15 protein-coding genes and 1 pseudogene are annotated in these 20,687 nt (G+C 60.1%); 12 read left to right on the top strand and 4 right to left on the bottom strand.

Annotated elements, in window-relative coordinates; translation table 11 throughout:
- Window positions 1–167: 167 nt before the first annotated feature.
- Window positions 168–1,244: a 23S rRNA (cytidine(2498)-2'-O)-methyltransferase RlmM gene (gene rlmM, locus L8I05_RS10940; RefSeq protein WP_242168894.1), complete on the top strand. Its 1,077-nt coding sequence runs from the start codon at window positions 168–170 to the stop codon at window positions 1,242–1,244.
- Between the two features lie 140 nt (window positions 1,245–1,384).
- Window positions 1,385–1,630, top strand: coding sequence for a sulfurtransferase TusA (tusA, locus tag L8I05_RS10945; protein WP_197623837.1), 246 nt, complete (start codon window positions 1,385–1,387; stop codon window positions 1,628–1,630).
- Here the strand turns inward: tusA and L8I05_RS10950 are convergent.
- Window positions 1,627–3,009 (bottom strand): MATE family efflux transporter, encoded by a 1,383-nt coding sequence (locus tag L8I05_RS10950; RefSeq protein ID WP_242168895.1) that lies wholly within the window; start codon window positions 3,007–3,009, stop codon window positions 1,627–1,629. The genes tusA and L8I05_RS10950 overlap by 4 nt on opposite strands.
- Before the next feature lie 319 nt (window positions 3,010–3,328).
- Between L8I05_RS10950 and pdxB the strand changes: the two genes are divergently transcribed.
- Window positions 3,329–4,471: a 4-phosphoerythronate dehydrogenase PdxB gene (gene pdxB / locus L8I05_RS10955; protein WP_242168897.1), complete on the top strand. Its 1,143-nt coding sequence runs from the start codon at window positions 3,329–3,331 to the stop codon at window positions 4,469–4,471.
- Window positions 4,472–4,524: 53 nt separating this feature from the next.
- Here the strand turns inward: pdxB and L8I05_RS10960 are convergent, their stop codons facing one another.
- Window positions 4,525–4,698 (bottom strand): PA1571 family protein, encoded by a 174-nt coding sequence (locus tag L8I05_RS10960; RefSeq protein WP_174245603.1) that lies wholly within the window; start codon window positions 4,696–4,698, stop codon window positions 4,525–4,527.
- Window positions 4,699–4,970: 272 nt separating this feature from the next.
- Here L8I05_RS10960 and L8I05_RS10965 point away from each other — a divergent pair, with 272 nt between their 5' ends.
- Window positions 4,971–6,746, top strand: a complete 1,776-nt coding sequence (locus tag L8I05_RS10965) for an ABC transporter transmembrane domain-containing protein (RefSeq protein ID WP_242168899.1) — start codon at window positions 4,971–4,973, stop codon at window positions 6,744–6,746.
- A gap of 63 nt (window positions 6,747–6,809) precedes the next feature.
- Window positions 6,810–7,574: pseudogene (locus L8I05_RS10970) on the top strand (Fic family protein); the annotation flags it as partial.
- A gap of 67 nt (window positions 7,575–7,641) precedes the next feature.
- On the opposite strand, the gene L8I05_RS10975 reads toward L8I05_RS10970, so the two are convergent.
- A complete protein-coding gene (locus tag L8I05_RS10975; RefSeq protein ID WP_242168901.1) occupies window positions 7,642–9,570 on the bottom strand; it encodes a transglycosylase SLT domain-containing protein in 1,929 nt (642 codons plus the stop codon).
- Between the two features lie 213 nt (window positions 9,571–9,783).
- Here L8I05_RS10975 and L8I05_RS10980 point away from each other — a divergent pair, with 213 nt between their 5' ends.
- Window positions 9,784–11,706 (top strand): ATP-binding cassette domain-containing protein, encoded by a 1,923-nt coding sequence (locus tag L8I05_RS10980; RefSeq protein ID WP_242168904.1) that lies wholly within the window; start codon window positions 9,784–9,786, stop codon window positions 11,704–11,706.
- 210 nt (window positions 11,707–11,916) lie between these two features.
- Here the strand turns inward: L8I05_RS10980 and L8I05_RS10985 are convergent, their stop codons facing one another.
- Window positions 11,917–12,375 carry a universal stress protein gene (locus L8I05_RS10985; RefSeq protein ID WP_159954903.1) on the bottom strand — a complete coding sequence of 153 codons (459 nt, stop codon included), beginning with the start codon at window positions 12,373–12,375 and terminating at the stop codon, window positions 11,917–11,919.
- A 105-nt stretch (window positions 12,376–12,480) separates the two neighbouring features.
- Between L8I05_RS10985 and L8I05_RS10990 the strand changes: the two genes are divergently transcribed.
- The 6 genes from L8I05_RS10990 (at window position 12,481) to L8I05_RS11015 (ending at window position 20,484) form a co-directional block, all read left to right on the top strand.
- The gene (locus L8I05_RS10990) at window positions 12,481–12,918 is read left to right on the top strand and encodes a hypothetical protein (protein ID WP_159954904.1); all 438 of its coding nucleotides are present in this window, start codon (window positions 12,481–12,483) and stop codon (window positions 12,916–12,918) included.
- 494 nt (window positions 12,919–13,412) lie between these two features.
- Window positions 13,413–15,560 carry a fatty acid oxidation complex subunit alpha FadB gene (gene fadB, locus L8I05_RS10995; RefSeq protein ID WP_242168906.1) on the top strand — a complete coding sequence of 716 codons (2,148 nt, stop codon included), beginning with the start codon at window positions 13,413–13,415 and terminating at the stop codon, window positions 15,558–15,560.
- A 29-nt stretch (window positions 15,561–15,589) separates the two neighbouring features.
- Window positions 15,590–16,765 (top strand): acetyl-CoA C-acyltransferase FadA, encoded by a 1,176-nt coding sequence (fadA, locus tag L8I05_RS11000; protein ID WP_024074080.1) that lies wholly within the window; start codon window positions 15,590–15,592, stop codon window positions 16,763–16,765.
- Between the two features lie 97 nt (window positions 16,766–16,862).
- On the top strand, window positions 16,863–17,099 hold the full coding sequence (locus tag L8I05_RS11005) for a DUF1653 domain-containing protein (RefSeq protein WP_197623783.1): 237 nt from the start codon (window positions 16,863–16,865) through the stop codon (window positions 17,097–17,099).
- 114 nt (window positions 17,100–17,213) lie between these two features.
- Window positions 17,214–19,835 (top strand): type I DNA topoisomerase, encoded by a 2,622-nt coding sequence (topA, locus tag L8I05_RS11010; RefSeq protein ID WP_053255039.1) that lies wholly within the window; start codon window positions 17,214–17,216, stop codon window positions 19,833–19,835.
- Window positions 19,836–19,962: 127 nt separating this feature from the next.
- Complete coding sequence (locus L8I05_RS11015; protein ID WP_159954906.1) at window positions 19,963–20,484, top strand: DUF6586 family protein; 522 nt, start codon at window positions 19,963–19,965, stop codon at window positions 20,482–20,484.
- The last annotated feature ends 203 nt before the right edge of the window (window positions 20,485–20,687 follow it).

Raw genomic sequence — 20,687 nt, forward strand, 5'->3', positions numbered from 1 at the left:
CGGCTACGGACCTGACGGGACGAACAGAGCTTTCAACTTAGCCCTGTTTTCATTAGCAGGCTAATAACTGGACTCTATCGTTAAGTCCAAGGTTCCGAACTCGGCTATCATGCGCGCGTTTTCATGACAGGTATTGCGCTACAGCAAGCCAGTTGCCAGGAGATTCAATGAACACCCTTTTTATGCACTGCCGCCCGGGTTTTGAAGGTGAAGTCTGTTCCGAGATCGCGGAACACGCCGCGCGCCTGAACGTTTCCGGCTATGCCAAGACCAAGACCGGCAGCGCCTGCGCCGAATTTGTCTGCACCGAAGAAGACGGCGCCCAGCGCCTGATGCACGGCCAGCGCTTTGCCGAGCTGATCTTCCCGCGGCAATGGGCGCGCGGTGTGTTTATCGACCTGCCGGAAACCGACCGTATCAGCGTGATCCTTGCGCACCTGCAAGGCTTCCCGGTGTGCGGCAGCCTGTGGCTGGAAATGGTCGACACCAACGACGGCAAGGAGCTGTCGAACTTTTGCAAGAAATTCGAAGTGCACCTGCGCAAAGCCTTGTTGAACGCCGGCAAGCTGGTCGACGACCCAACCAAGCCGCGCCTGCTGCTGACCTTCAAGAGCGGCCGCGAGGTGTTCATGGGCCTGGCCGAGTCGAACAACTCGGCGATGTGGCCGATGGGCATCCCGCGCCTCAAGTTCCCGCGTGAAGCGCCCAGCCGTTCGACCTTGAAGCTGGAAGAGGCCTGGCACCACTTTATCCCCCGCGACCAGTGGGACGAGCGCCTGCACAGCGACATGACCGGCGTCGATCTCGGCGCAGCGCCGGGCGGCTGGACCTGGCAGCTGGTCAACCGTGGCATGCTGGTGACCGCCATCGACAACGGCCCGATGGCTGAAAGCCTGATGGACACCGGCCTGGTGCAGCACTTGATGGCCGATGGTTTCACCTTCGTGCCCAAGCAGCCGGTGGACTGGATGGTCTGCGACATCGTGGAGAAACCCGCGCGCAACGCGGCGCTGCTGGAAACCTGGATCGGCGAAGGTTATTGCCGTGAAGCGGTGGTGAACCTGAAGTTGCCGATGAAACAGCGTTACGCCGAAGTGAAGCGTTTGCTGGAGCGCATCGAAGACGGCTTCAAGGCGCGCGGTATTCGTGTTGAGATCGGCTGCAAGCAGCTGTATCACGACCGTGAGGAAGTGACCTGCCATTTGCGCCGGTTGGTGGATGTGAAGAAATCGAAATCACGCTGAGCCCAACTGTGGGAGCTGGCTTGCCTGCGATAGCGGTATAACAGTCGAAATCCATAGTGAATGTGCCCCGGTCATCGCGGGCAAGTCGAATCGTCGAACCGCCGCTCCCACATTAGAGCGGGCCAGTTTTAGGAGTGACTATGAGCAATGATCTAGCCGTCGATGGGACGCTCGACGCCACCGGCCTCAACTGCCCCGAGCCCGTGATGATGCTGCACCAGCACATCCGTGACCTGCCGCCCGGCGGCTTGCTCAAGGTGATCGCGACCGATCCGTCGACCCGTCGCGATATTCCCAAGTTCTGCGTGTTCCTCGACCACGAACTGGTGGATCAGCAGGAGCAGGCCGGTACGTACCTGTACTGGATTCGCAAGAACGCCGGTTAAGCCAGCCGAATCCGCCGGCGCGCGCTGCGTGTCAGGCGGATCACCAGCATCGCGGCGGCGCAGCTCAGGCCCACGATCAGCCCCTGCCACAGGCCGCTCGGCCCGCTGGCTGCGCCCAGCCAGTCGGTCAGCCCCAAGGCGTAACCCACCGGCAAGCCCACGCCCCAGTAAGCAAACAAGGTCAGCACCATGGTCACCCGCGTGTCCTGGTAGCCACGCAATGCGCCGGCGGCCGTGACCTGGATCGCGTCGGAAAACTGGAACAGCGCCGCAAACACAATCAGCATCGACGCCACGTGGATCACTGACGGGTCAGGGGTATAGATCGTGGCAATCTGTTCGCGAAACAGCAGCATCAGGCTGCAGGACAAGCAGGCGTACGTCAGTGCCGTGCCCATGCCGACCCCGGCGGCAAAGCGTGCTTCCCGCGGTTCGCCACGGCCCAGGGCCTGGCCGACACGTACGGTGACGGCCATGCTCAGCGAGTAAGGGATCATGAACACCAGCGAGCTGAAGTTCAGCGCAATCTGGTGCCCGGCCACCACGTTGGCGCCCAGGCTGCCGATCAGCAGCGCGATCACCGCAAAAATGCTCGATTCGGCAAACACCGCGATGCCAATCGGCAGGCCGATGCCCAGTACGCGCTTGATCACCGACCATTTTGGCCAGTCGAATCGCTTGAACAACTCGCTGCTCTGGTAGGCCGGTGCCCAGCGGGTCCAGGCGGCCAGGCCGAGCATCATCACCCACATCACAATGGCCGTGGCCCAGCCACAGCCCACACCGCCCATGGCCGGCACGCCGAAATGGCCATAAATGAACACGTAGTTCAGCGGGATATTCAGTGCCAGGCCGCACAGGCCCATGACCATGCTCGGCCGCGTACGGCCCAGGCCATCGCTGAAGCAGCGCAGCACGTAATACAGGGCGATGGCCGGCATGCCCGAGGCGATGCCGTGCAGGTAGGCCATGCACGGCTTGATCAGCTCGGGGTCGACCTTCATCACATGCAGGATCGGCTCGGCGCTGACCAGCATCAGCAGCGCGGTGAGCCCCACCACCACGGCCAGCCACAGGGATTGACGCACCAGCGGGCCGATCTCGGTGTGGTTGCCGGCGCCGAAACGCTGGGCGACTTTAGGCGTGGTGGCCAGCAAGGTGCCGGTCATCAGCAGGTACACCGGAATCCAGATCGAGTTGCCCAGCGCCACCGCCGCCAGGTCTCGCGGGCTCACACGCCCGGCCATCACCGCATCGACAAAGCCCATGGCCGTGGTCGCCAGTTGGCCGATCATGATCGGCAGGGCCAGGGTCAGCAGGCTGCGCACCTCACGGCTGACGCGGGCGGGGCGGGAGAGGGCGGTGGTGGCGGTGTTCACGTGCGGGTGTCCATTTAAAAAGCATCACAAAGGACGGCGCAGTCTACGCGCTGACGCAACGGTCAGGAAAAAACCTGTGTTAGCGTTTTGTAAGCGCTCTTGCGGCAGCCACTTGGCTCCTGTGTGTACAGGCTTATGTGGGAGCTGGCTTGCCTGCGATGCAGACGCCTCGGTCTATCAGTTGTACCGAGGTGATGCTATTGCGGGCAAGCCCGACTCCCACATAAGCCCGCTCCCCAATAAGCACCGCCCACCTGGCATCTGCGGTGTTACACCAGTCGCATCCCTGTACACTGCTGGTCCGCGAAAGGAGCCTGCCATGCTGATTGTTGCCGACGAAAATATCCCGCTGCTCGATGCATTCTTCGAAGGGTTTGGCGAGATTCGCCGGGTGCCCGGCCGTTCCATCGATCGCGCTACGGTCGAGCAGGCCGATGTGCTGCTGGTGCGCTCGGTGACCAACGTCAACCGCGCCTTGCTGGAAGGCACACAGGTACGTTTTGTCGGCACCTGCACCATCGGCACCGATCACCTGGATCTCGACTACTTCAAGCAGGCCGGGATCAGCTGGTCCAGCGCACCCGGCTGCAATGCGCGCGGCGTGGTCGACTATGTGCTGGGCAGCCTGCAGACCCTGGCCGAAATCGAAGGTAACGACCTCAATCAGCGCACCTACGGCGTCGTCGGTGCCGGTGAAGTCGGTGGGCGGCTGGTCAAGGTGCTCAAGGGCCTGGGCTGGAACGTGCTGGTCTGCGACCCGCCACGCCAGATCGCCGAAGACGGTGACTACGTCAGCCTTGAGCAGATCATCCAGCAATGCGATGTGATCAGCCTGCACACGCCGCTGACCAAGTCCGGCAATGGCTCCACCTGGCACCTGTTTGACCGTGAGCGCCTCAATCGCCTCAAGCCCGGCACCTGGCTGATCAACGCCAGCCGGGGGCCGGTGGTGGATAACGCCGCCCTGCGCGAGGTGCTGCTGGAACGCGAGGACCTGCAGGCGGTGTTGGACGTGTGGGAAGGCGAGCCCGAAGTGGACGTCGACCTGGCCGACCTGTGCGTGCTGGCGACCCCGCATATCGCCGGTTACAGCCTCGACGGCAAACAACGCGGCACCGCGCAGATTTACCAGGCGTTCTGCGCCCACCTGGGCCAGGAACCCGGCATCCATTTAAGTGACCTGCTGCCGCAACCGTGGTTGGCCGAGGTGCACTTGAACGCGTCCACCGACCCGGCCTGGGCGCTGGCGACCCTGTGTCGCAGCGTGTACGACCCGCGCCGCGATGACGCGGATTTCCGCCGCAGCCTGGTAGGCACCGTGCAAGAGCAGCGCAAGGCATTCGACCTGCTGCGCAAGCACTATCCGGAGCGCCGTGAGATTGATGGCTTGAAGGTGCGCATCAATGGCGAGTCGGCGGTGTTGTCGAATATTGTCTCGGCATTGGGCGCGGTCAGCCTTTAAACCGGCATAAAAAAACCGGCCATCAAGGCCGGTTTTGAACGAGCTTAGGCGCTTCAGCCTTGCTTGGCAGGCTTGACCAGTCGCTGTTCCAGTTCGCTGCACGCTTGCTGGATCATCTCTTCGGTAATCTGCACTTCGCGGCCCTTTGCATCGAAGTACGAGCAAGGCAACTGCTGCGGCTGGCGAATTACTTCAATCTTGGCTTCGCTGCTATGTTGCAAGGTCATGGCCTGTCTCCTCATCAGGTTGTGTACCTACTATTCTTTCTACTCTAAGCCGCCCGCGTGACCGAGCTATTACAACTCCTTACAAAGTCACCGGTTCGAACACCCAGTCCACCAGAAACCGATACAAATTTCCAGCCGGGGGTTAGACCGATAGCCTCTAGGGGTCAGCATCGGCGGGCATAATTAACCTGACTCATTGTTATTTACCCAAGTTCCCCCAATGTTGGGTGTAGATATCTATCTTCCCCCACCTATCTTCCCCTGCGCAGGTGATGCCCTCCATGTTCTCAGTCCGACAACGCCGTGCGATTCGCCTGGCCAGCCGCTTCATCGCGCCCTACCGGTGGCAGGCGCTGGGCGCCCTGTTGGCGTTGATCGTCACGGCGGGCATCACCTTGTCCATGGGGCAGGGCATTCGCCTGTTGGTCGATCAGGGTTTCATGACCCAGTCGCCGCACCTGCTCAACCAGTCCATCGGCCTGTTCATGATTCTGGTGCTGGGCCTGGCGGTGGGTACATTTGCGCGGTTTTACCTGGTGTCGTGGATCGGCGAACGGGTAGTGGCGGACATCCGCCGGCAAGTGTTCAACCACCTGATCTACCTGCACCCCGGCTTTTACGAAAACAACCGCAGCTCGGAAATCCAGTCACGCCTGACCACCGACACCACCTTGCTGCAATCGGTGATCGGCTCGTCGCTGTCGCTGTTCCTGCGCAACGCCTTGATGGTCATCGGCGGCATCGTGTTGCTGTTTGTCACCAACCCCAAACTCACCAGCATCGTGGTGATTGCGCTGCCGCTGGTGCTGGCGCCGATCCTGATCTTCGGGCGTCGCGTACGCAGCCTGTCGCGCCTGAGCCAGGACCGTATCGCCGACGTCGGCAGTTACGTGTCCGAGACCCTCGGCCAGATCAAGACCGTACAGGCCTACAACCATCAGGTGCAGGACGAACAGCGTTTCGCTGTCACCGTGGAAGAAGCCTTTGCCACCGCGCGCAAACGGATCGTGCAGCGCGCCTGGCTGATTACCCTGGTGATCATGCTGGTGCTCGGCGCTGTCGGCGTGATGCTGTGGGTTGGTGGGATGGACGTGATCGGCGGGCGCATTTCCGGTGGTGAGCTGGCTGCGTTCGTGTTTTACAGCTTGATCGTCGGCAGCGCCGTCGGCACCTTGAGCGAAGTGCTCGGCGAACTGCAGCGTGCCGCCGGCGCCGCCGAACGGATTGGCGAGTTGCTGCAGTCGAGCAACGAAATCCAGGCGCCCGCTGCCGGCACCGTGCAGTTGCCGGCGCGGGTCAGTGGTCGCATGGAACTGCAAGACCTGCGCTTTTCCTACCCTTCGCGGCCGGACAGCTACGCCATCGACGGCCTGAGCCTGACCATCAATCCCGGCGAAACCCTGGCATTGGTCGGCCCGTCCGGCGCAGGTAAATCGACAATCTTTGACCTGCTGCTGCGTTTCTACGACCCCCAGCAAGGCCGCATCCTGTTGGAAGGCCACGCGCTGACCGATCTCGACCCCATGGACCTGCGCCGCCACTTCGCTCTGGTGTCCCAAAGCCCGGCGCTGTTTTTTGGCAGTGTTGAAGAGAACATCCGCTACGGCAACCCGTCCGCCACGCGCGAACAGGTAGAAGCCGCCGCGCGTATCGCCCACGCCCACGACTTCATCCTGCAAATGCCCGACGGCTACCAAACCCACCTGGGAGACGGCGGCATGGGCCTTTCCGGTGGCCAGCGCCAACGCCTGGCCATCGCCCGCGCGTTGCTGGTGGACGCGCCGATCCTGCTGCTGGACGAAGCCACCAGCGCCCTCGATGCCCAGAGCGAACACTTGATCCAGCAGGCGTTGCCGCAGTTGATGCTGGGCCGTACCACGCTAGTGATTGCGCACAGGTTGGCGACGGTCAAGAACGCCGACCGCATTGCGGTGATGGACCAAGGCAAGCTGGTGGCGGTGGGCACGCACCAGCAGTTGATTGCGAGCAACCCGCTGTATGCGCGGTTGGCGGCGTTGCAGTTCAGTGATGGAGTGGACATTGAATGAAGCTGCGGTATGCCTGCTCCTTAAGGCATTATGTGATCTTTCGTTATTGATCTGGATGAGGACATGAGCCGTTATCAACCCCCGTTGACGCTGACTACAAAAATGCTGGCTTTGGTCGCTGACATTAGTGAGCAGATCGGTCAGCTTTCAGTCGGTGGCGATAATCGGCAAACGCCCCAGCTAAGGCGCGGCAATCGTATCCGTACAATCCAGGCTTCGCTGGCTATTGAGAGCAATACCCTAAGCGTCGAGCAAGTGACCGCCGTTCTAGAGGGTAAGCGAGTGTTAGGTTTGCCTCGGGAAATCCAGGAAGTGCGTAATGCATTTACGGCTTACGAGGCGATGCCGCAATGGGCGCCGGGTGATCGGGCGGACTTGGTGAAAGCACACGACCTCCTGATGTTCGGTTTGATTGATGATGCAGGACGGTTTCGCCAGGCGGGCGTCGGAATTTATCGTGGTGAGCAGTTGGTCCATATGGCTCCTCCTGCAAGTCGCGTGACGCATCTGGTGGATGACTTGCTGCAATGGCTTTCGGCTTCTGATTGGCACCCGCTGATCGCCAGCTGTGTATTTCATTACGAATTTGAATTTATCCACCCCTTCGCAGACGGCAATGGGCGGATGGGGCGCCTTTGGCAAACCTTGATCCTTAGCCAATGGCGCCCTGTGTTGGCTTATCTACCGGTAGAAGCGGTGATACGCGAACAACAGGATGCCTATTACGCGGCGCTGTCGGCTGCTGACAAGCAGGCGGAGGCGACGCCCTTCGTCGAGTTCATGTTGCAAGCCTTGAGTCTGGCCTTGGCTGAGGCTGTGCAAAGCGAGCGCCCGAGCGCCCCATAAAAAATGCCCGCATCTCTCAATGCGGGCATTTTCATCTCTGCTTCAAACCTTACTGATCATCAAAATACCGCTCATGCCAATCCACCAGCGGCTGCGGTGAATTGAGCTTCTGCCCGTAGATCACCGAATAAGACAGCACGTTCTGCACGTACTGACGGGTTTCGTCGAACGGGATGCTTTCTACCCACACGTCGAAACTCAGGTGGTCGGCACCGCGCAGCCACTGGCGTACGCGGCCGGGGCCGGCGTTGTAGGCGGCCGAGGCGAGTACGCGGTTGCCGTTGAACTGGCTGTGCACCTGGCTCAGGTAGGCGGCGCCGAGCTGGATGTTTTTGTCCGGGTCCAGCACCTGGGCCGGGGAGGCCAGTGGGATGCTGAATTTGCGCGCGGTTTCCCTGGCGGTGCCGGGCATTAATTGCATCAGGCCACTGGCGCCAACGCCGGAGCGGGCGTCGTCCATGAACGCGCTTTCCTGGCGAGTAATAGCGAATACCCAGCTCGAATGCAGGCCACGAACCTTGGCTTCGCGCACCAGGGTGTCGCGGTGCGCCATCGGGAAGCGGATATCCAAGTCATCCCAATACTGCGCCTGGCTGATAGTGCGGATCGCCGGGAAGTACCACTTCATGTCATAGGCCAGTTTGGCCTGGGCGACCATTTCATCGCGGTTGAAGTGGCGGCTGACGTGATACCACTCGCGCCGGCCATCGACGATCTGGCCACGGGCATAGAACTCCAGCGCACGGCGTACACCGGGGGTGTTGCGGACCTTGTTGACCAGCGCCTGGCTCATCACCAGCGGTTTGTTTTTCAACTGATACGGCGCTTTGGAGCGATCCGCCGCCAGGAAGCCGTAGAAATCACGTTCCTGGGCGAGGTTTTTGTACAGCACCAGCGGTTGCGGGTTCTTCGGCTCAGCCAGTTCCAGGCTGCGCGCCTGCCAGTAACGCCAGCGGTTGGTGGTCGCCAGGTCTTGTGGGAGTTTGCGGGTCAACTGGTAGGCATCTTCCCAGCGCGCCAGGCGCAACAGCAGGCGCAGGCGCCATTCTGAAACGGTGTTGTCACGCAGCTCAGGATCGTATTGGGTCATTACGTCCAATGCGCGCGGGTCATAGCGGCGAGCCAGGGTCAGGCCGATTTCACGGGCGATCGACACTTTTTCGTCACGGGAGAAGTGCATGCTGCTGGCGTAACCGTCGAGCAGCGCCATGGCCTTGTCCGGGTCCTGGCGTGCCAGGCGGCGCAGGCCCAGGCCTACGGCGTCGGACATGGCCTCGTTGGCCGGCAGGAAGCGCGACGGGTCGCTGAGCATGTCGGGCTTTTGCGCCACGTCAACCATCAGGCGACCTTGGGCGCCGAGGGTTGGCAGGGTTTTTACCAGGCTGTTGGCCAGCGCGTAGTTGCGCGCTTCGGCGGCGAGTTTGGCGCGATCCCAGATTTTCTGTTCGGTGAGTTGGCCATCGGCGGCCCACTGGCCGAAGGTGGCGTCACACGCGGCAGGCTGGGATTTGCCGGTCAGCCAGAGTTTTTCGGTGGTCTTGTAGCCTTCGGCTTTGAGGTTGTGGGTGAGCTGGTACTGGCCATGCAGGCAGTCCAGTTCGACGAAATTGAGTTTGGCATCGTAGTACTTTTCAAACGTCTGCCAGTCGCCACGGTCGGCCAGCCAGCGCAGCCAACGCAGTTTCATCCAGTTGGCCTGGGGCAGGTCGCCGTTTTTGGCGAGGAACTGTTCGATTTCCTCGTTGCTTGCGGTTTTCAGGCGCGCGGTCAGTTCGTCATAGGCCAGGTAGGGCGTCAGCGGGTAGTCGGCCAAGGCCTGGCTGTATTGCATGTACGGGCCGCTGTCGCCTTTGGCGAGGGCGCGTTTGGCTTCATCGTAATATTGACGTTGGGTGGTGAGGTCCACGGCCTGGGCGGATTGAACGGCGGTGGCGGAAAGAAGCAGGCAAGATAAAAAGTTGAAAAGGCGACTGCGCATGAGACGTCCGTGCAGAGAAATCACGACTAGCACCGGCTCTGCCGACACTGATTGCCCCTAGCTTAGCCTTTTGCCAGCGACTGGTGAAAGGTTTGCCGGCCGGTTGGTCCAAGTCTGTTGGAAATCTCCTTCAGAACGTGTCCATGGCGAAAATGCCGACCGCATCCCACCCTCAAGTCAGGTAGAATGCGCGCCCAGTTTTTGGAGAAGCGTATGACCCTGCTCAAATTCAGCGATGTGTCCCTTGCTTTCGGCGCTATGCCGTTGTTGGACAAGGTGTCCTGGCAGATCGCCCGTGGTGAGCGGGTGTGCATCATCGGCCGCAACGGCACCGGCAAGTCCAGCATGATGAAGCTGGTCAAGGGCGACCAGAAGCCCGATGACGGCTCTGTTTGGCGCGCCCCGGGCCTGAAGATCGGCGAATTGCCGCAAGAATTGCCGGTGGCCGACGGACGGACAGTGTTCGACGTGGTCGCCGAAGGCCTCGACGGCGTTGGTGAGTTGCTCGCGCAATACCATCACCTGGCGCAGAACTGCGTCACCGAGGAAGACCTGGACAAGCTGATGCACGTCCAGCAAGACCTCGAAGCCCGTGATGGCTGGCGCTTGCAGCAACTGGTCGACAGCACCCTGAGCCGCCTGCAACTGCCGGCCGACAAGACCCTCGCCGAGTTGTCCGGCGGCTGGCGTCGCCGCGTGCTGCTGGCCCAGGCGCTGGTGTCCGAGCCGGACCTGCTGCTGCTCGACGAACCAACCAACCACCTGGACATCGGCGCAATCGCCTGGCTTGAAGAAGCCCTCAAGGATTTCCAGGGCGCCGTGCTGTTCATCACGCACGACCGTTCCTTCCTGCAGAACCTGGCCACGCGCATCCTTGAACTGGACCGTGGCGGCCTGATCGACTGGAACGGCGACTACGCCAGCTTCCTGGTGCACAAAGAGGCCACGCTGGCCGCTGAAGAAACCGCCAACGCGCTGTTCGACAAAAAGCTGGCCCAGGAAGAAGTCTGGATCCGTCAGGGCATCAAGGCCCGTCGCACCCGTAACGAAGGTCGTGTACGCGCGCTGAAAGCCCTGCGGGTTGAGCGCAGCGAACGTCGCGAGCGCACCGGCAAGGCCAATATCCAGTTGGATACCGCCGATAAGTCGGGCAAGCAGGTGATGGTGCTGAAGAACGTCAGCTTCCATCACCCGGATGGCCCGTTCCTGATCAAGGACTTCTCGATGGTCCTGCAGCGCGGCGACCGTATCGGCCTGCTGGGCGCCAACGGCACCGGCAAGACCACCTTGCTCAAGCTGATGCTCAATGGCCTGCAACCGACCAGCGGCACTGTGGAAGAGGGCACGCGCATCGACGTGGCGTACTTCGACCAGTTGCGCCACCAGTTGGACCTGGAAAAAACCGTGATCGACAACGTCGCCGAAGGTCGCGACTTTATCGACATCGACGGCCAGAGCCGCCACGTGCTGAGCTACCTGGGCGACTTCCTGTTCAGCCCGCAGCGTGCGCGGACGCCGGTCAAAGCCTTGTCTGGTGGTGAGCGTGCGCGCCTGCTGCTGGCCAAGCTGTTCAGCAAACCAGCCAACCTGCTGGTACTCGACGAACCGACCAACGACCTCGACGTGGAAACCCTCGAGCTGCTGGAAGAGGTCTTGCTGACCTTCAACGGCACCGTGCTGATGGTCAGCCACGACCGGGCATTCCTCGACAACGTGGTCACCAGCACCCTGGTCTTCGAAGGCGAAGGCAAAGTGCGTGAATACGTCGGTGGTTATCAGGACTGGCTGCGCCAGGGCGGCTCGCCGCGCCTGCTGGGCGTGACCGAGAGCAAGTCCGGCAAGGCCGACCTGACCTCGGCAGTGGTGGCGCCGGTTGCCGCTGCGGCGGCACCGGTCCAGGACGCTGCGCCGTCTGCGAAGAAGAAGCTCAGCTACAAACTGCAGCGTGAACTGGAAGCCTTGCCGGGTGATATCGACGCCAAGGAACAGCAGATCGCGGCAGTAGAAGCAGAAATGGCTGACGCGGGTTTCTACCTGCGTCCGGCGGCGGAAACCGCCAAGGTCATCGCTTCCCTGGAAACGTTGAACCAGGAGCTGGAAGTGTTGGTTGAGCGTTGGGCTGAGCTGGATGCCTGAGTGATTCAAGCGCATTAAAAAACCCGGTGTTCATTTGATGAATACCGGGTTTTTTATATGAAATGCGATTCAAAATGTGGGATGGCCCATGTGGGAGCCGGGCTTGCCCGCGATGCGGGCACCGCGGTGTGTCTGTTGGCCTGCGGTGATGCTATCGCAGGCAAGCCAGCTCCCACATAAGCCAGCTCGCACAGTTGATATTCGTCAGTCTTACTTGTTGGTGTCTTTGACCAGCTTCACCGCCAGCACATCACACGGTGCGCCGTGCAGCACATCATTGGCGGTAGAACCCAGCAGCAGCGCGAGGCCGTGTCGGCCATGGCTGCCAACCACGATCAGGTCGCAAGCCTTTTCCTTGGCAAGATGGTGGATTTCCTGGCGCGGTTGGCCGTACGTGAGGTGGCAGTCGTCTTTTTGCAGATGCGGGTACTTGAGGATCAAGCGATCCAGGCGCTCTTTGGCCTGGTCAAATTGTTGTTGCTGCAACTGGGAAAGGTCCATGGGCACGTCGCCACCAAAGGCCATCGCCATAGGCTCGACGATATGCACGAGTGACAGCTTGGCGCCGTTGGCGATTGCTGAAGCCTGCGCGCGCTTGATCACTGGGTCGCACTCTTCGGTCAGATCGACAGCGACCAGGATATGTTTGTAGGAATGTTCGTTGGGCATGGCGCGTTCCTCCAGGGGACTGCAATAGGTTCAGTATGGCTGGTTTCAAGCGGATGGGGTTGCGTCAGCTCAAACCCGCTCATCTAGAAAATCGGGAGTACACATATGACGGTCTGGATAGTGGTGTCAATCCTTCTGGTGGTTCTGAGCCCTCTGGCCTGGCTGCGCCCGTCGCGCCATCAGAGCGGGCGCATGGCCCTGCGGATGGAGGCGCGCCGCATCGGCCTGGCCATGCAACTGGCGCCGCAGGAGTGGCCGCACTGGCTCAAGCAGGAGCCGCCAAGCCCGTGCGCGCAGTATTGTCGGCCGCGACGCGGGAGTGCGCCGGCCCTCTGGTGTTACTGGCAGTCGGAACCGGGGGTTTGGCTCAATCAGTGGCGTGAAGTGTGCGTCGATGAAAAGTTGTTGCCGCATTTTGCGACGCTGCCGGACAACGTCTACAAGGTCGAGGCCGACAAGCAAATGATCGCCCTGTACTGGGGCGAGAAGGGCGAGGCGAGCGTCTTGCAAGCCATCGATAAATTACTCAAAGCCCTGGCCTGACGCCGGGTGGTAAAAGCCAGGCAATAAAAAGCCCGATATCATCATCGGGCTGGAGTTGGCCAGGCAGGCCGGTAATTCTGTGATTCACGCGTCGGATGTTCATCCAGGCGCATCTAGCTTGTCGCTAGCCTAGCGGCATATCCCGTTCTGTACAGTCTTTTCCCACAAAATTTCCATTATTGATTTCGTGAATAGTTGAATATTGACGAATCACGGGCAATGGGTGGGGGTTCTGAAATGACTGGAAAGTCGCGTTTTCCCTAGCCTTTCGAGCGATTGACAATTGCCCGGAATTGGATGAAGGTGGCGTACCCAAATCAAACGGGCGTATGAATTGAGCGTTTGTCTGTCAGACCGCTCATACAGAACCCCGACTAGCGCATTGGCGGGTGTGCCTGGCGGATTGGCGTGAACATTGAGCAAATCATCAATGTCCAACCAGAGGCCAGCGTCCAGTGTGTACTGTTCAGCTTCCATATCGTGGAGATCAGTTGATGATTTACGAAGGTAAAGCCATCACGGTTAAGGCTCTTGAAAGTGGCATCGTCGAATTGAAATTCGACCTCAAGGGTGAGTCCGTCAACAAGTTCAACCGTCTAACCCTGAACGAACTGCGTCAGGCCGTAGACACCATCAAAGCAGATGCATCGGTCAAGGGCGTGATCGTCTCCAGCGGCAAGGACGTGTTTATCGTCGGCGCTGACATCACCGAATTCGTCGACAACTTCAAGCTGCCCGATGCCGAGCTGGTGGCTGGCAACCTCGAAGCCAACAAGATCTTCAGCGATTTCGAAGACCTCAACGTGCCGACCGTTGCCGCGATCAATGGCATCGCGTTGGGCGGCGGCCTGGAAATGTGCCTGGCCGCAGACTTCCGTGTGATGTCTGCCACCGCCAAAATCGGCTTGCCTGAAGTCAAACTGGGCATCTACCCAGGCTTCGGCGGCACCGTGCGCCTGCCGCGCATCATCGGGGCCGACAACGCCATCGAGTGGATTGCCGCCGGCAAGGAAAACAAAGCCGAAGACGCGCTGAAAGTCGGCGCCGTCGATGCTGTGGTTGCCCCGGACAAACTCGCCGAAGCCGCACTGAACCTGATCAAGGGCGCCATCAGCGGCGAATTTGACTACAAGGCCAAGCGTCAGCCGAAGCTGGAAAAACTCAAGCTCAACGCCATCGAACAAATGATGTCGTTCGAAACAGCCAAAGGTTTCGTGGCTGGCCAAGCCGGCCCGAACTACCCGGCGCCGGTTGAAGCGATCAAGACTATCCAGAAGGCCGCGAACTTCGGTCGCGACAAAGCCCTGGAAGTGGAAGCTGCAGGCTTCGTCAAACTGGCGAAAACCTCGGCAGCACAGAGCCTGATCGGTCTGTTCCTGAACGATCAGGAACTGAAGAAAAAGGCCAAGGCCTACGACGAAATCGCCAAAGACGTGAAACAGGCTGCCGTACTCGGTGCCGGTATCATGGGCGGCGGTATCGCCTATCAGTCGGCGTCCAAAGGCACGCCTATCCTGATGAAGGACATCAACGAGCACGGCATCGAGCAAGGCTTGGCGGAAGCCGCCAAGCTGCTGGTGAGTCGCGTTGATAAAGGCCGCATGACCGCTGCTAAAATGGCTGAAGTGCTTAACGGCATTCGTCCTACGCTGTCCTACGGCGATTTCGGCCACGTCGACCTGGTGGTCGAAGCGGTTGTCGAGAACCCGAAGGTCAAGCAAGCCGTACTGGCTGAAGTGGAAGCACAGGTTAAAGAAGACACCATCCTGGCCTCGAACACCTCGACCATTTCCATCAGCTTGCTGGCCAAAGCCCTCAAGCGTCCGGAAAACTTCGTCGGCATGCACTTCTTCAACCCGGTGCACATGATGCCGCTGGTGGAAGTCATCCGTGGCGAGAAGTCCAGCGAGCTGGCCGTTGCCACTACCGTTGCCTACGCCAAGAAAATGGGCAAGAACCCGATCGTCGTTAACGACTGCCCGGGCTTCCTGGTCAACCGCGTGCTGTTCCCGTACTTCGGCGGTTTCGCCAAGTTGGTCAGCGCCGGTGTGGATTTTGTGCGTATCGACAAAGTCATGGAAAAATTCGGCTGGCCAATGGGCCCGGCGTACCTGATGGATGTGGTCGGCATCGACACCGGCCACCACGGTCGCGACGTGATGGCTGAAGGCTTCCCGGACCGCATGAAAGACGACCGCCGTTCGGCGATCGACGCGCTGTACGAGGCCAAGCGCCTGGGCCAGAAGAATGGCAAAGGCTTTTACGCCTACGAGGCCGACAAGAAGGGCAAGCAGAAGAAAGTGGCCGACCCGTCGGTTCACGAAGTACTCGCGCCGGTCATCTATGAACAGCGTGAGGTGTCCGACGAGGACATCATCAACTGGATGATGATCGCCCTGTGCCTGGAAACCGTACGTTGCCTGGAAGACGGCATCGTTGAAACCGCCGCCGAAGCCGATATGGGCCTGGTGTACGGTATTGGTTTCCCTCCATTCCGTGGTGGTGCGCTGCGTTACATCGACTCGATCGGTGTGGCCGAGTTCGTTGCCCTGGCTGACAAATACGCTGATCTGGGCCCGCTGTACCACCCGACCGCGAAGCTGCGTGAGATGGCCAAGAATGGCCAGAGCTTCTTCGGTTAAGCGCCCCTGACACTTGAGCGAGAATATTTATGAGCTTGAATCCAAGAGACGTGGTGATTGTCGACTTCGGTCGCACACCAATGGGCCGCTCCAAGGGCGGCATGCACCGCAACACCCGTGCCGAAGACATGTCCGCGCACCTGATCAGCAAGCTGCTGGAGCGCAACGTCAAGGTCGACCCGAACGAAGTCGAAGACGTGATCTGGGGCTGCGTCAACCAGACCCTGGAGCAGGGCTGGAACATCGCGCGCATGGCGTCGTTGATGACCCAGATCCCGCACACGGCCGCCGGCCAGACCGTCAGCCGCTTGTGTGGCTCGTCGATGAGCGCGCTGCACACCGCTGCGCAAGCGATCATGACCGGTAACGGTGATGTGTTCGTAGTCGGCGGCGTGGAGCACATGGGCCACGTCAGCATGATGCACGGCGTAGATCCTAACCCGCACATGTCGCTGTACGCGGCAAAAGCCTCGGGCATGATGGGCCTGACCGCAGAAATGCTCGGCAAAATGCACGGCATTACCCGCGAAGCCCAGGACGCGTTCGGCCTGCGCTCCCACCAGTTGGCCCACAAGGCGACCGTGGAAGGCAAGTTCAAGGATGAGATCATCCCGATGAATGGCTACGACGAGAACGGTTTCCTGAAACTGTTCGACTACGACGAAACCATTCGTCCGGACACCACCCTGGAAAGCCTGGCGGCCCTCAAGCCTGCTTTCAATCCAAAGGGCGGCACCGTGACAGCCGGTACTTCGTCGCAAATCACCGACGGTGCCTCGTGCATGATCGTGATGTCGGCGCAGCGTGCCCAGGACCTGGGCATCCAGCCACTGGCCGTGATCCGTTCGATGGCCGTGGCGGGTGTGGACCCGGCAATCATGGGCTATGGTCCAGTACCGGCCACACAAAAAGCCTTGAAGCGCGCGGGCCTGACCATCTCCGATATCGACTTCTTCGAGCTCAACGAAGCTTTCGCCGCACAGGCCCTGCCAGTGCTGAAAGATTTGAAAGTACTCGACAAGATGAACGAGAAGGTTAACCTGCACGGCGGTGCGATTGCCCTGGGCCACCCATTTGGTTGCTCCGGTGCACGTATCTCCGGCACTTTGCTTAACGTGATGAAGCAAAATGGCGGCAACCTTGGGGTTGCAACCATGTGCATTGGCCTCGGCCAAGGCATTTCCACCGTCTTCGAACGCGTCTAAGCGTTGAGTTGACGGAAGCCGGGGCCCAGTGCCCCGGTTTTTGTTTTTTGGAATTTTTAATATTTTTTTTTAACAAATTTTGTAAGAGGGCCAGAGCATGAAAGTCGAACCAGGGCTCTACCAACATTATAAGGGGCCGCAGTACCGCGTTTTTAACGTGGCACGGCACTCTGAAACGGAAGAAGAAGTGGTGTTTTACCAAGCACTGTATGGCGATTACGGCTTTTGGGTGCGCCCTTTGAGCATGTTCCTGGAGACCGTCGAAGTTGACGGCGAGCAGGTCCCGCGCTTTGCTTTGATCCAGGTCGAACCCAGTCTTTTTTCAGGGCAATAACGGCGGGCCGCGCAGAATGCTGCGCTTGACCTCACCTTGTTGCCACTATATATAGCGTTGCCGCGACAGGCGCCAACTGCCTTTCACTTCTCGAATTCAGGAATTTTCCGATCCATGGGCAAATCGCTGGTCATTGTGGAATCCCCGGCTAAGGCCAAGACCATCAACAAGTACTTGGGTAACGAGTACGTGGTGAAGTCGAGTATCGGCCATATCCGAGACCTGCCCACCAGCGGTTCGGCTAGCGCCAGCAAGGAGCCTGCCGCCAAGCGCGGCAAGGCGGCTGCGGGCGAAGGTCCGGTGCTCACCCCTAAAGAGAAAGCGCGCAAGCAGCTGGTCTCGCGTATGGGTGTGGACCCGGAACATGGCTGGAAGGCCAAGTACGAAATCCTTCCCGGCAAGGAAAAGGTCATTGAAGAGCTGCGTCGGCTCGCCAAAGATGCTGACACCATCTATCTCGCGACGGACTTGGACCGCGAAGGGGAAGCCATTGCCTGGCACCTGCGGGAAGCCATCGGCGGCGATGACAGCCGCTACAAGCGCGTGGTGTTCAACGAAATCACCAAGAAAGCCATCCAGGAAGCCTTCTCCAAGCCGGGCGAACTGGACATCGACCGTGTAAACGCCCAGCAGGCCCGTCGTTTCCTCGACCGCGTCGTGGGTTACATGGTTTCGCCACTGCTGTGGGCGAAGATCGCCCGTGGCCTGTCCGCCGGCCGTGTGCAATCGGTTGCGGTAAAACTGGTGGTCGAGCGTGAGCGCGAGATTCGTGCGTTCAACCCCGAAGAGTACTGGGAAGTCCACGCTGACCTCGGTACTGCCAAAGGCGCCAACGTGCGCTTTGAAGTGGCCCGCGAAAAAGGCGAGGCCTTCAAGCCGCTGAACGAAGCCCAGGCCATGGCCGCGCTGGAAAAGCTCAAGGCTTCCAGCTACAGCATCGTCAAGCGCGAAGACAAACCGACCAGCAGCAAGCCGTCGGCACCGTTCATCACCTCCACCCTGCAGCAGGCCGCGAGTAACCGCCTGGGCTTCGGGGTGAAGAAAACCATGATGATGGCCCAGCGTCTGTACGAAGCCGGCTACATCACTTATATGCGTACCGACTCCACCAACCTGTCGCAAGACGCGGTGGCGATGGCGCGGACTTATATTGAAAGCGAATTCGGCAAGAAGTACCTGCCGGAGAAGCCGAACGTCTACAGCAGCAAAGAAGGCGCGCAGGAGGCTCACGAAGCGATTCGTCCTTCCGACGCCAACACCGAGCCAAGCAAGCTGAGCGGCATGGAACGCGACGCTGAGCGCCTCTACGAGCTGATCTGGCGCCAATTCCTGGCCTGCCAGATGCTGCCGGCGCAATACCTGTCTACCACCGTCAGTGTGGGCGCTGGCGACTTCGAGCTGCGTGCCAAGGGCCGTATCCTCAAGTTCGACGGCTACACCCGCGTGATGCCGCAAATCGCCAAGCCTGGCGATGACGATGTGCTGCCGGACATGGCCCAGGGCGACACGCTGAAACTGATCAAGCTCGACCCGTCCCAGCACTTCACCAAGCCTCCGGCGCGTTATTCGGAAGCGAGCCTGGTCAAAGAGATGGAAAAACGCGGTATCGGTCGTCCTTCGACCTACGCGGCGATCATTTCCACCATCCAGGACCGCGGCTACGTTGCGCTGCACAACCGTCGTTTCTACTCGGAAAAGATGGGCGACATCGTCACCGAGCGTCTGTCCGAGAGCTTCTCCAACCTGATGGACTACGGCTTCACCGCCGGCATGGAAGAGAACCTCGATGACGTAGCCCAGGGCGAGCGCGACTGGAAAAACGTGCTGGATGAGTTCTACGGCGACTTCAAAAAGAAACTCGAGGTGGCCGAAAGCCCTGAGAGCGGCATGCGTGCCAACCAGCCGGTGATGACTGACATCCCGTGCCTGACCTGCGGCCGCCCGATGCAGATCCGTACTGCATCCACCGGCGTGTTCCTGGGTTGCTCGGGCTACAGCCTGCCGCCGAAAGAGCGCTGCAAGGCCACCGTCAACCTGGTGCCGGGCGACGAAATCGCTGCTGACGACGAGGGTGAATCCGAGTCGCTGGTACTGCGTGGCAAGCACCGTTGCCCGATCTGCAGCACGGCGATGGACGCTTACCTGCTCGACGAGAAGCACAAGTTGCACATCTGCGGTAACAACCCGGATTGCGACGGCTACGAGATCGAAGAGGGCAGCTACCGCATCAAGGGCTATGAAGGCCCGAGCCTGGAGTGCGACAAGTGCGGCAGCGAGATGCAGCTCAAGACCGGCCGCTTCGGCAAGTTCTTCGGTTGCACCAATCCGACGTGCAAGAACACCCGCAAACTGCTGAAAAGCGGTGACGCGGCGCCGCCGAAGATGGACCCGGTGAAGATGCCTGAGCTCAAGTGCGAGAAGGTCAACGACACCTACATCCTGCGTGACGGCGCTTCGGGGTTGTTCCTGGCAGCCAGCCAGTTCCCGAAAAACCGCGAGACCCGTGCGCCGTTGGTGCTGGAAATCGTGCCGCACAAGGACGAGATCGATCCGAAGTACCACTTCCTGTGTGAAGCGCCGAAGAAGGACCCTGACGGTCGCCCGGCCGTGATCCGCTACAGCCGCAAAACCAAGGAGCAGTACGTGCAGACCGAAGTGGACGGCAAGCCTACGGGCTGGAAAGCCTTCTACGACGGCGGCAAGTGGAAGGTCGAGGACAAGCGCCAGGGCGCTTGATCGACTACGCTGCGAAATACAAAGGCCGCCTGTTCAGGCGGCCTTTTTTTGCGCTTGCAGGAAACTTGGCTGATCCGTGACACTGTTCAGCCAGCATCACGCTTATTTCGTTGTGGAGACTGCCGTTATGGCCAACGAACTCTATACCCGTACCAACCAGAAAATTTACTTCGCGGGTTTGTCCCTGGAAGCCCTTGGCCGCGCCGAGGAAGGGAAAGAGATGAATGCCATCGCGCTGGTGCAGGCGGGGCGTGAGGCTGCATTGTTCCATCTCTATGGCGCCCTGTTGGGGCTGTGCCATGAAATCGCCGGGTTCTACCGTTTACCCCAGGCTGGCTCGCCGCGTGCGGAAATGATCATGAACCGCGAAGTGCTCGACAGCATGGCGATTCCCGAGTTGGCTGAGCTGGTGGAAATGGCCCAGAGCCCCGACAGCTGGGTCGCCCGCTTGCTCAAGGCGCATGCCGATATGTTCCAGCCGCCACGCGTGCCGCATGTGCCCAAGGGTGATGTGACACAGCCGCTGATCGTCGCTGTTGCACTGGAAGAGGATGAGCCCAAGCCCTTGAGCCGCGAAGAGCTGGAGAGCTGGCGCCAGGAGCTGAAGAAGATGGCGTTGCGGTTTCGGGAAGGCTTGAACGAGTGTTGAGGCGGTGTCGCTGAACAAATGTGGGAGCTGGCTTGCCTGCGATAGCGGTGGGTCAGCTTGCTGGTGATTGACTGATACACCGCCATCGCAGGCAAGCCAGCTCCCACACTGATAGCTGCATTCCCGACAGCACCATTCATCAAGCCGTAAAGAAACCCGTGCAGATCCTCAACGAGGTTGGGTGGATGACTGATATAATCCCG

This window comes from Pseudomonas sp. MONT-RG-20F-20-E-7-02, assembly GCF_022662395.1.
GTDB lineage: Bacteria > Pseudomonadota > Gammaproteobacteria > Pseudomonadales > Pseudomonadaceae > Aquipseudomonas.

Bases quoted from the DNA above. Each gene is read 5' to 3' on its own strand.
- rlmM (WP_242168894.1), top strand. From the start codon at position 168: ATGAACACCCTTTTTATGCACTGCCGCCCGGGTTTTGAAGGTGAAGTC.
- tusA (WP_197623837.1), top strand. From the start codon at position 1,385: ATGAGCAATGATCTAGCCGTCGATGGGACGCTCGACGCCACCGGCCTC.
- pdxB (WP_242168897.1), top strand. From the start codon at position 3,329: ATGCTGATTGTTGCCGACGAAAATATCCCGCTGCTCGATGCATTCTTC.
- L8I05_RS10960 (WP_174245603.1), bottom strand. From the start codon at position 4,698: ATGACCTTGCAACATAGCAGCGAAGCCAAGATTGAAGTAATTCGCCAG.
- L8I05_RS10965 (WP_242168899.1), top strand. From the start codon at position 4,971: ATGCCCTCCATGTTCTCAGTCCGACAACGCCGTGCGATTCGCCTGGCC.
- L8I05_RS10975 (WP_242168901.1), bottom strand. From the start codon at position 9,570: ATGCGCAGTCGCCTTTTCAACTTTTTATCTTGCCTGCTTCTTTCCGCC.
- L8I05_RS10980 (WP_242168904.1), top strand. From the start codon at position 9,784: ATGACCCTGCTCAAATTCAGCGATGTGTCCCTTGCTTTCGGCGCTATG.
- L8I05_RS10985 (WP_159954903.1), bottom strand. From the start codon at position 12,375: ATGCCCAACGAACATTCCTACAAACATATCCTGGTCGCTGTCGATCTG.
- L8I05_RS10990 (WP_159954904.1), top strand. From the start codon at position 12,481: ATGACGGTCTGGATAGTGGTGTCAATCCTTCTGGTGGTTCTGAGCCCT.
- fadB (WP_242168906.1), top strand. From the start codon at position 13,413: ATGATTTACGAAGGTAAAGCCATCACGGTTAAGGCTCTTGAAAGTGGC.
- fadA (WP_024074080.1), top strand. From the start codon at position 15,590: ATGAGCTTGAATCCAAGAGACGTGGTGATTGTCGACTTCGGTCGCACA.
- L8I05_RS11005 (WP_197623783.1), top strand. From the start codon at position 16,863: ATGAAAGTCGAACCAGGGCTCTACCAACATTATAAGGGGCCGCAGTAC.
- topA (WP_053255039.1), top strand. From the start codon at position 17,214: ATGGGCAAATCGCTGGTCATTGTGGAATCCCCGGCTAAGGCCAAGACC.
- L8I05_RS11015 (WP_159954906.1), top strand. From the start codon at position 19,963: ATGGCCAACGAACTCTATACCCGTACCAACCAGAAAATTTACTTCGCG.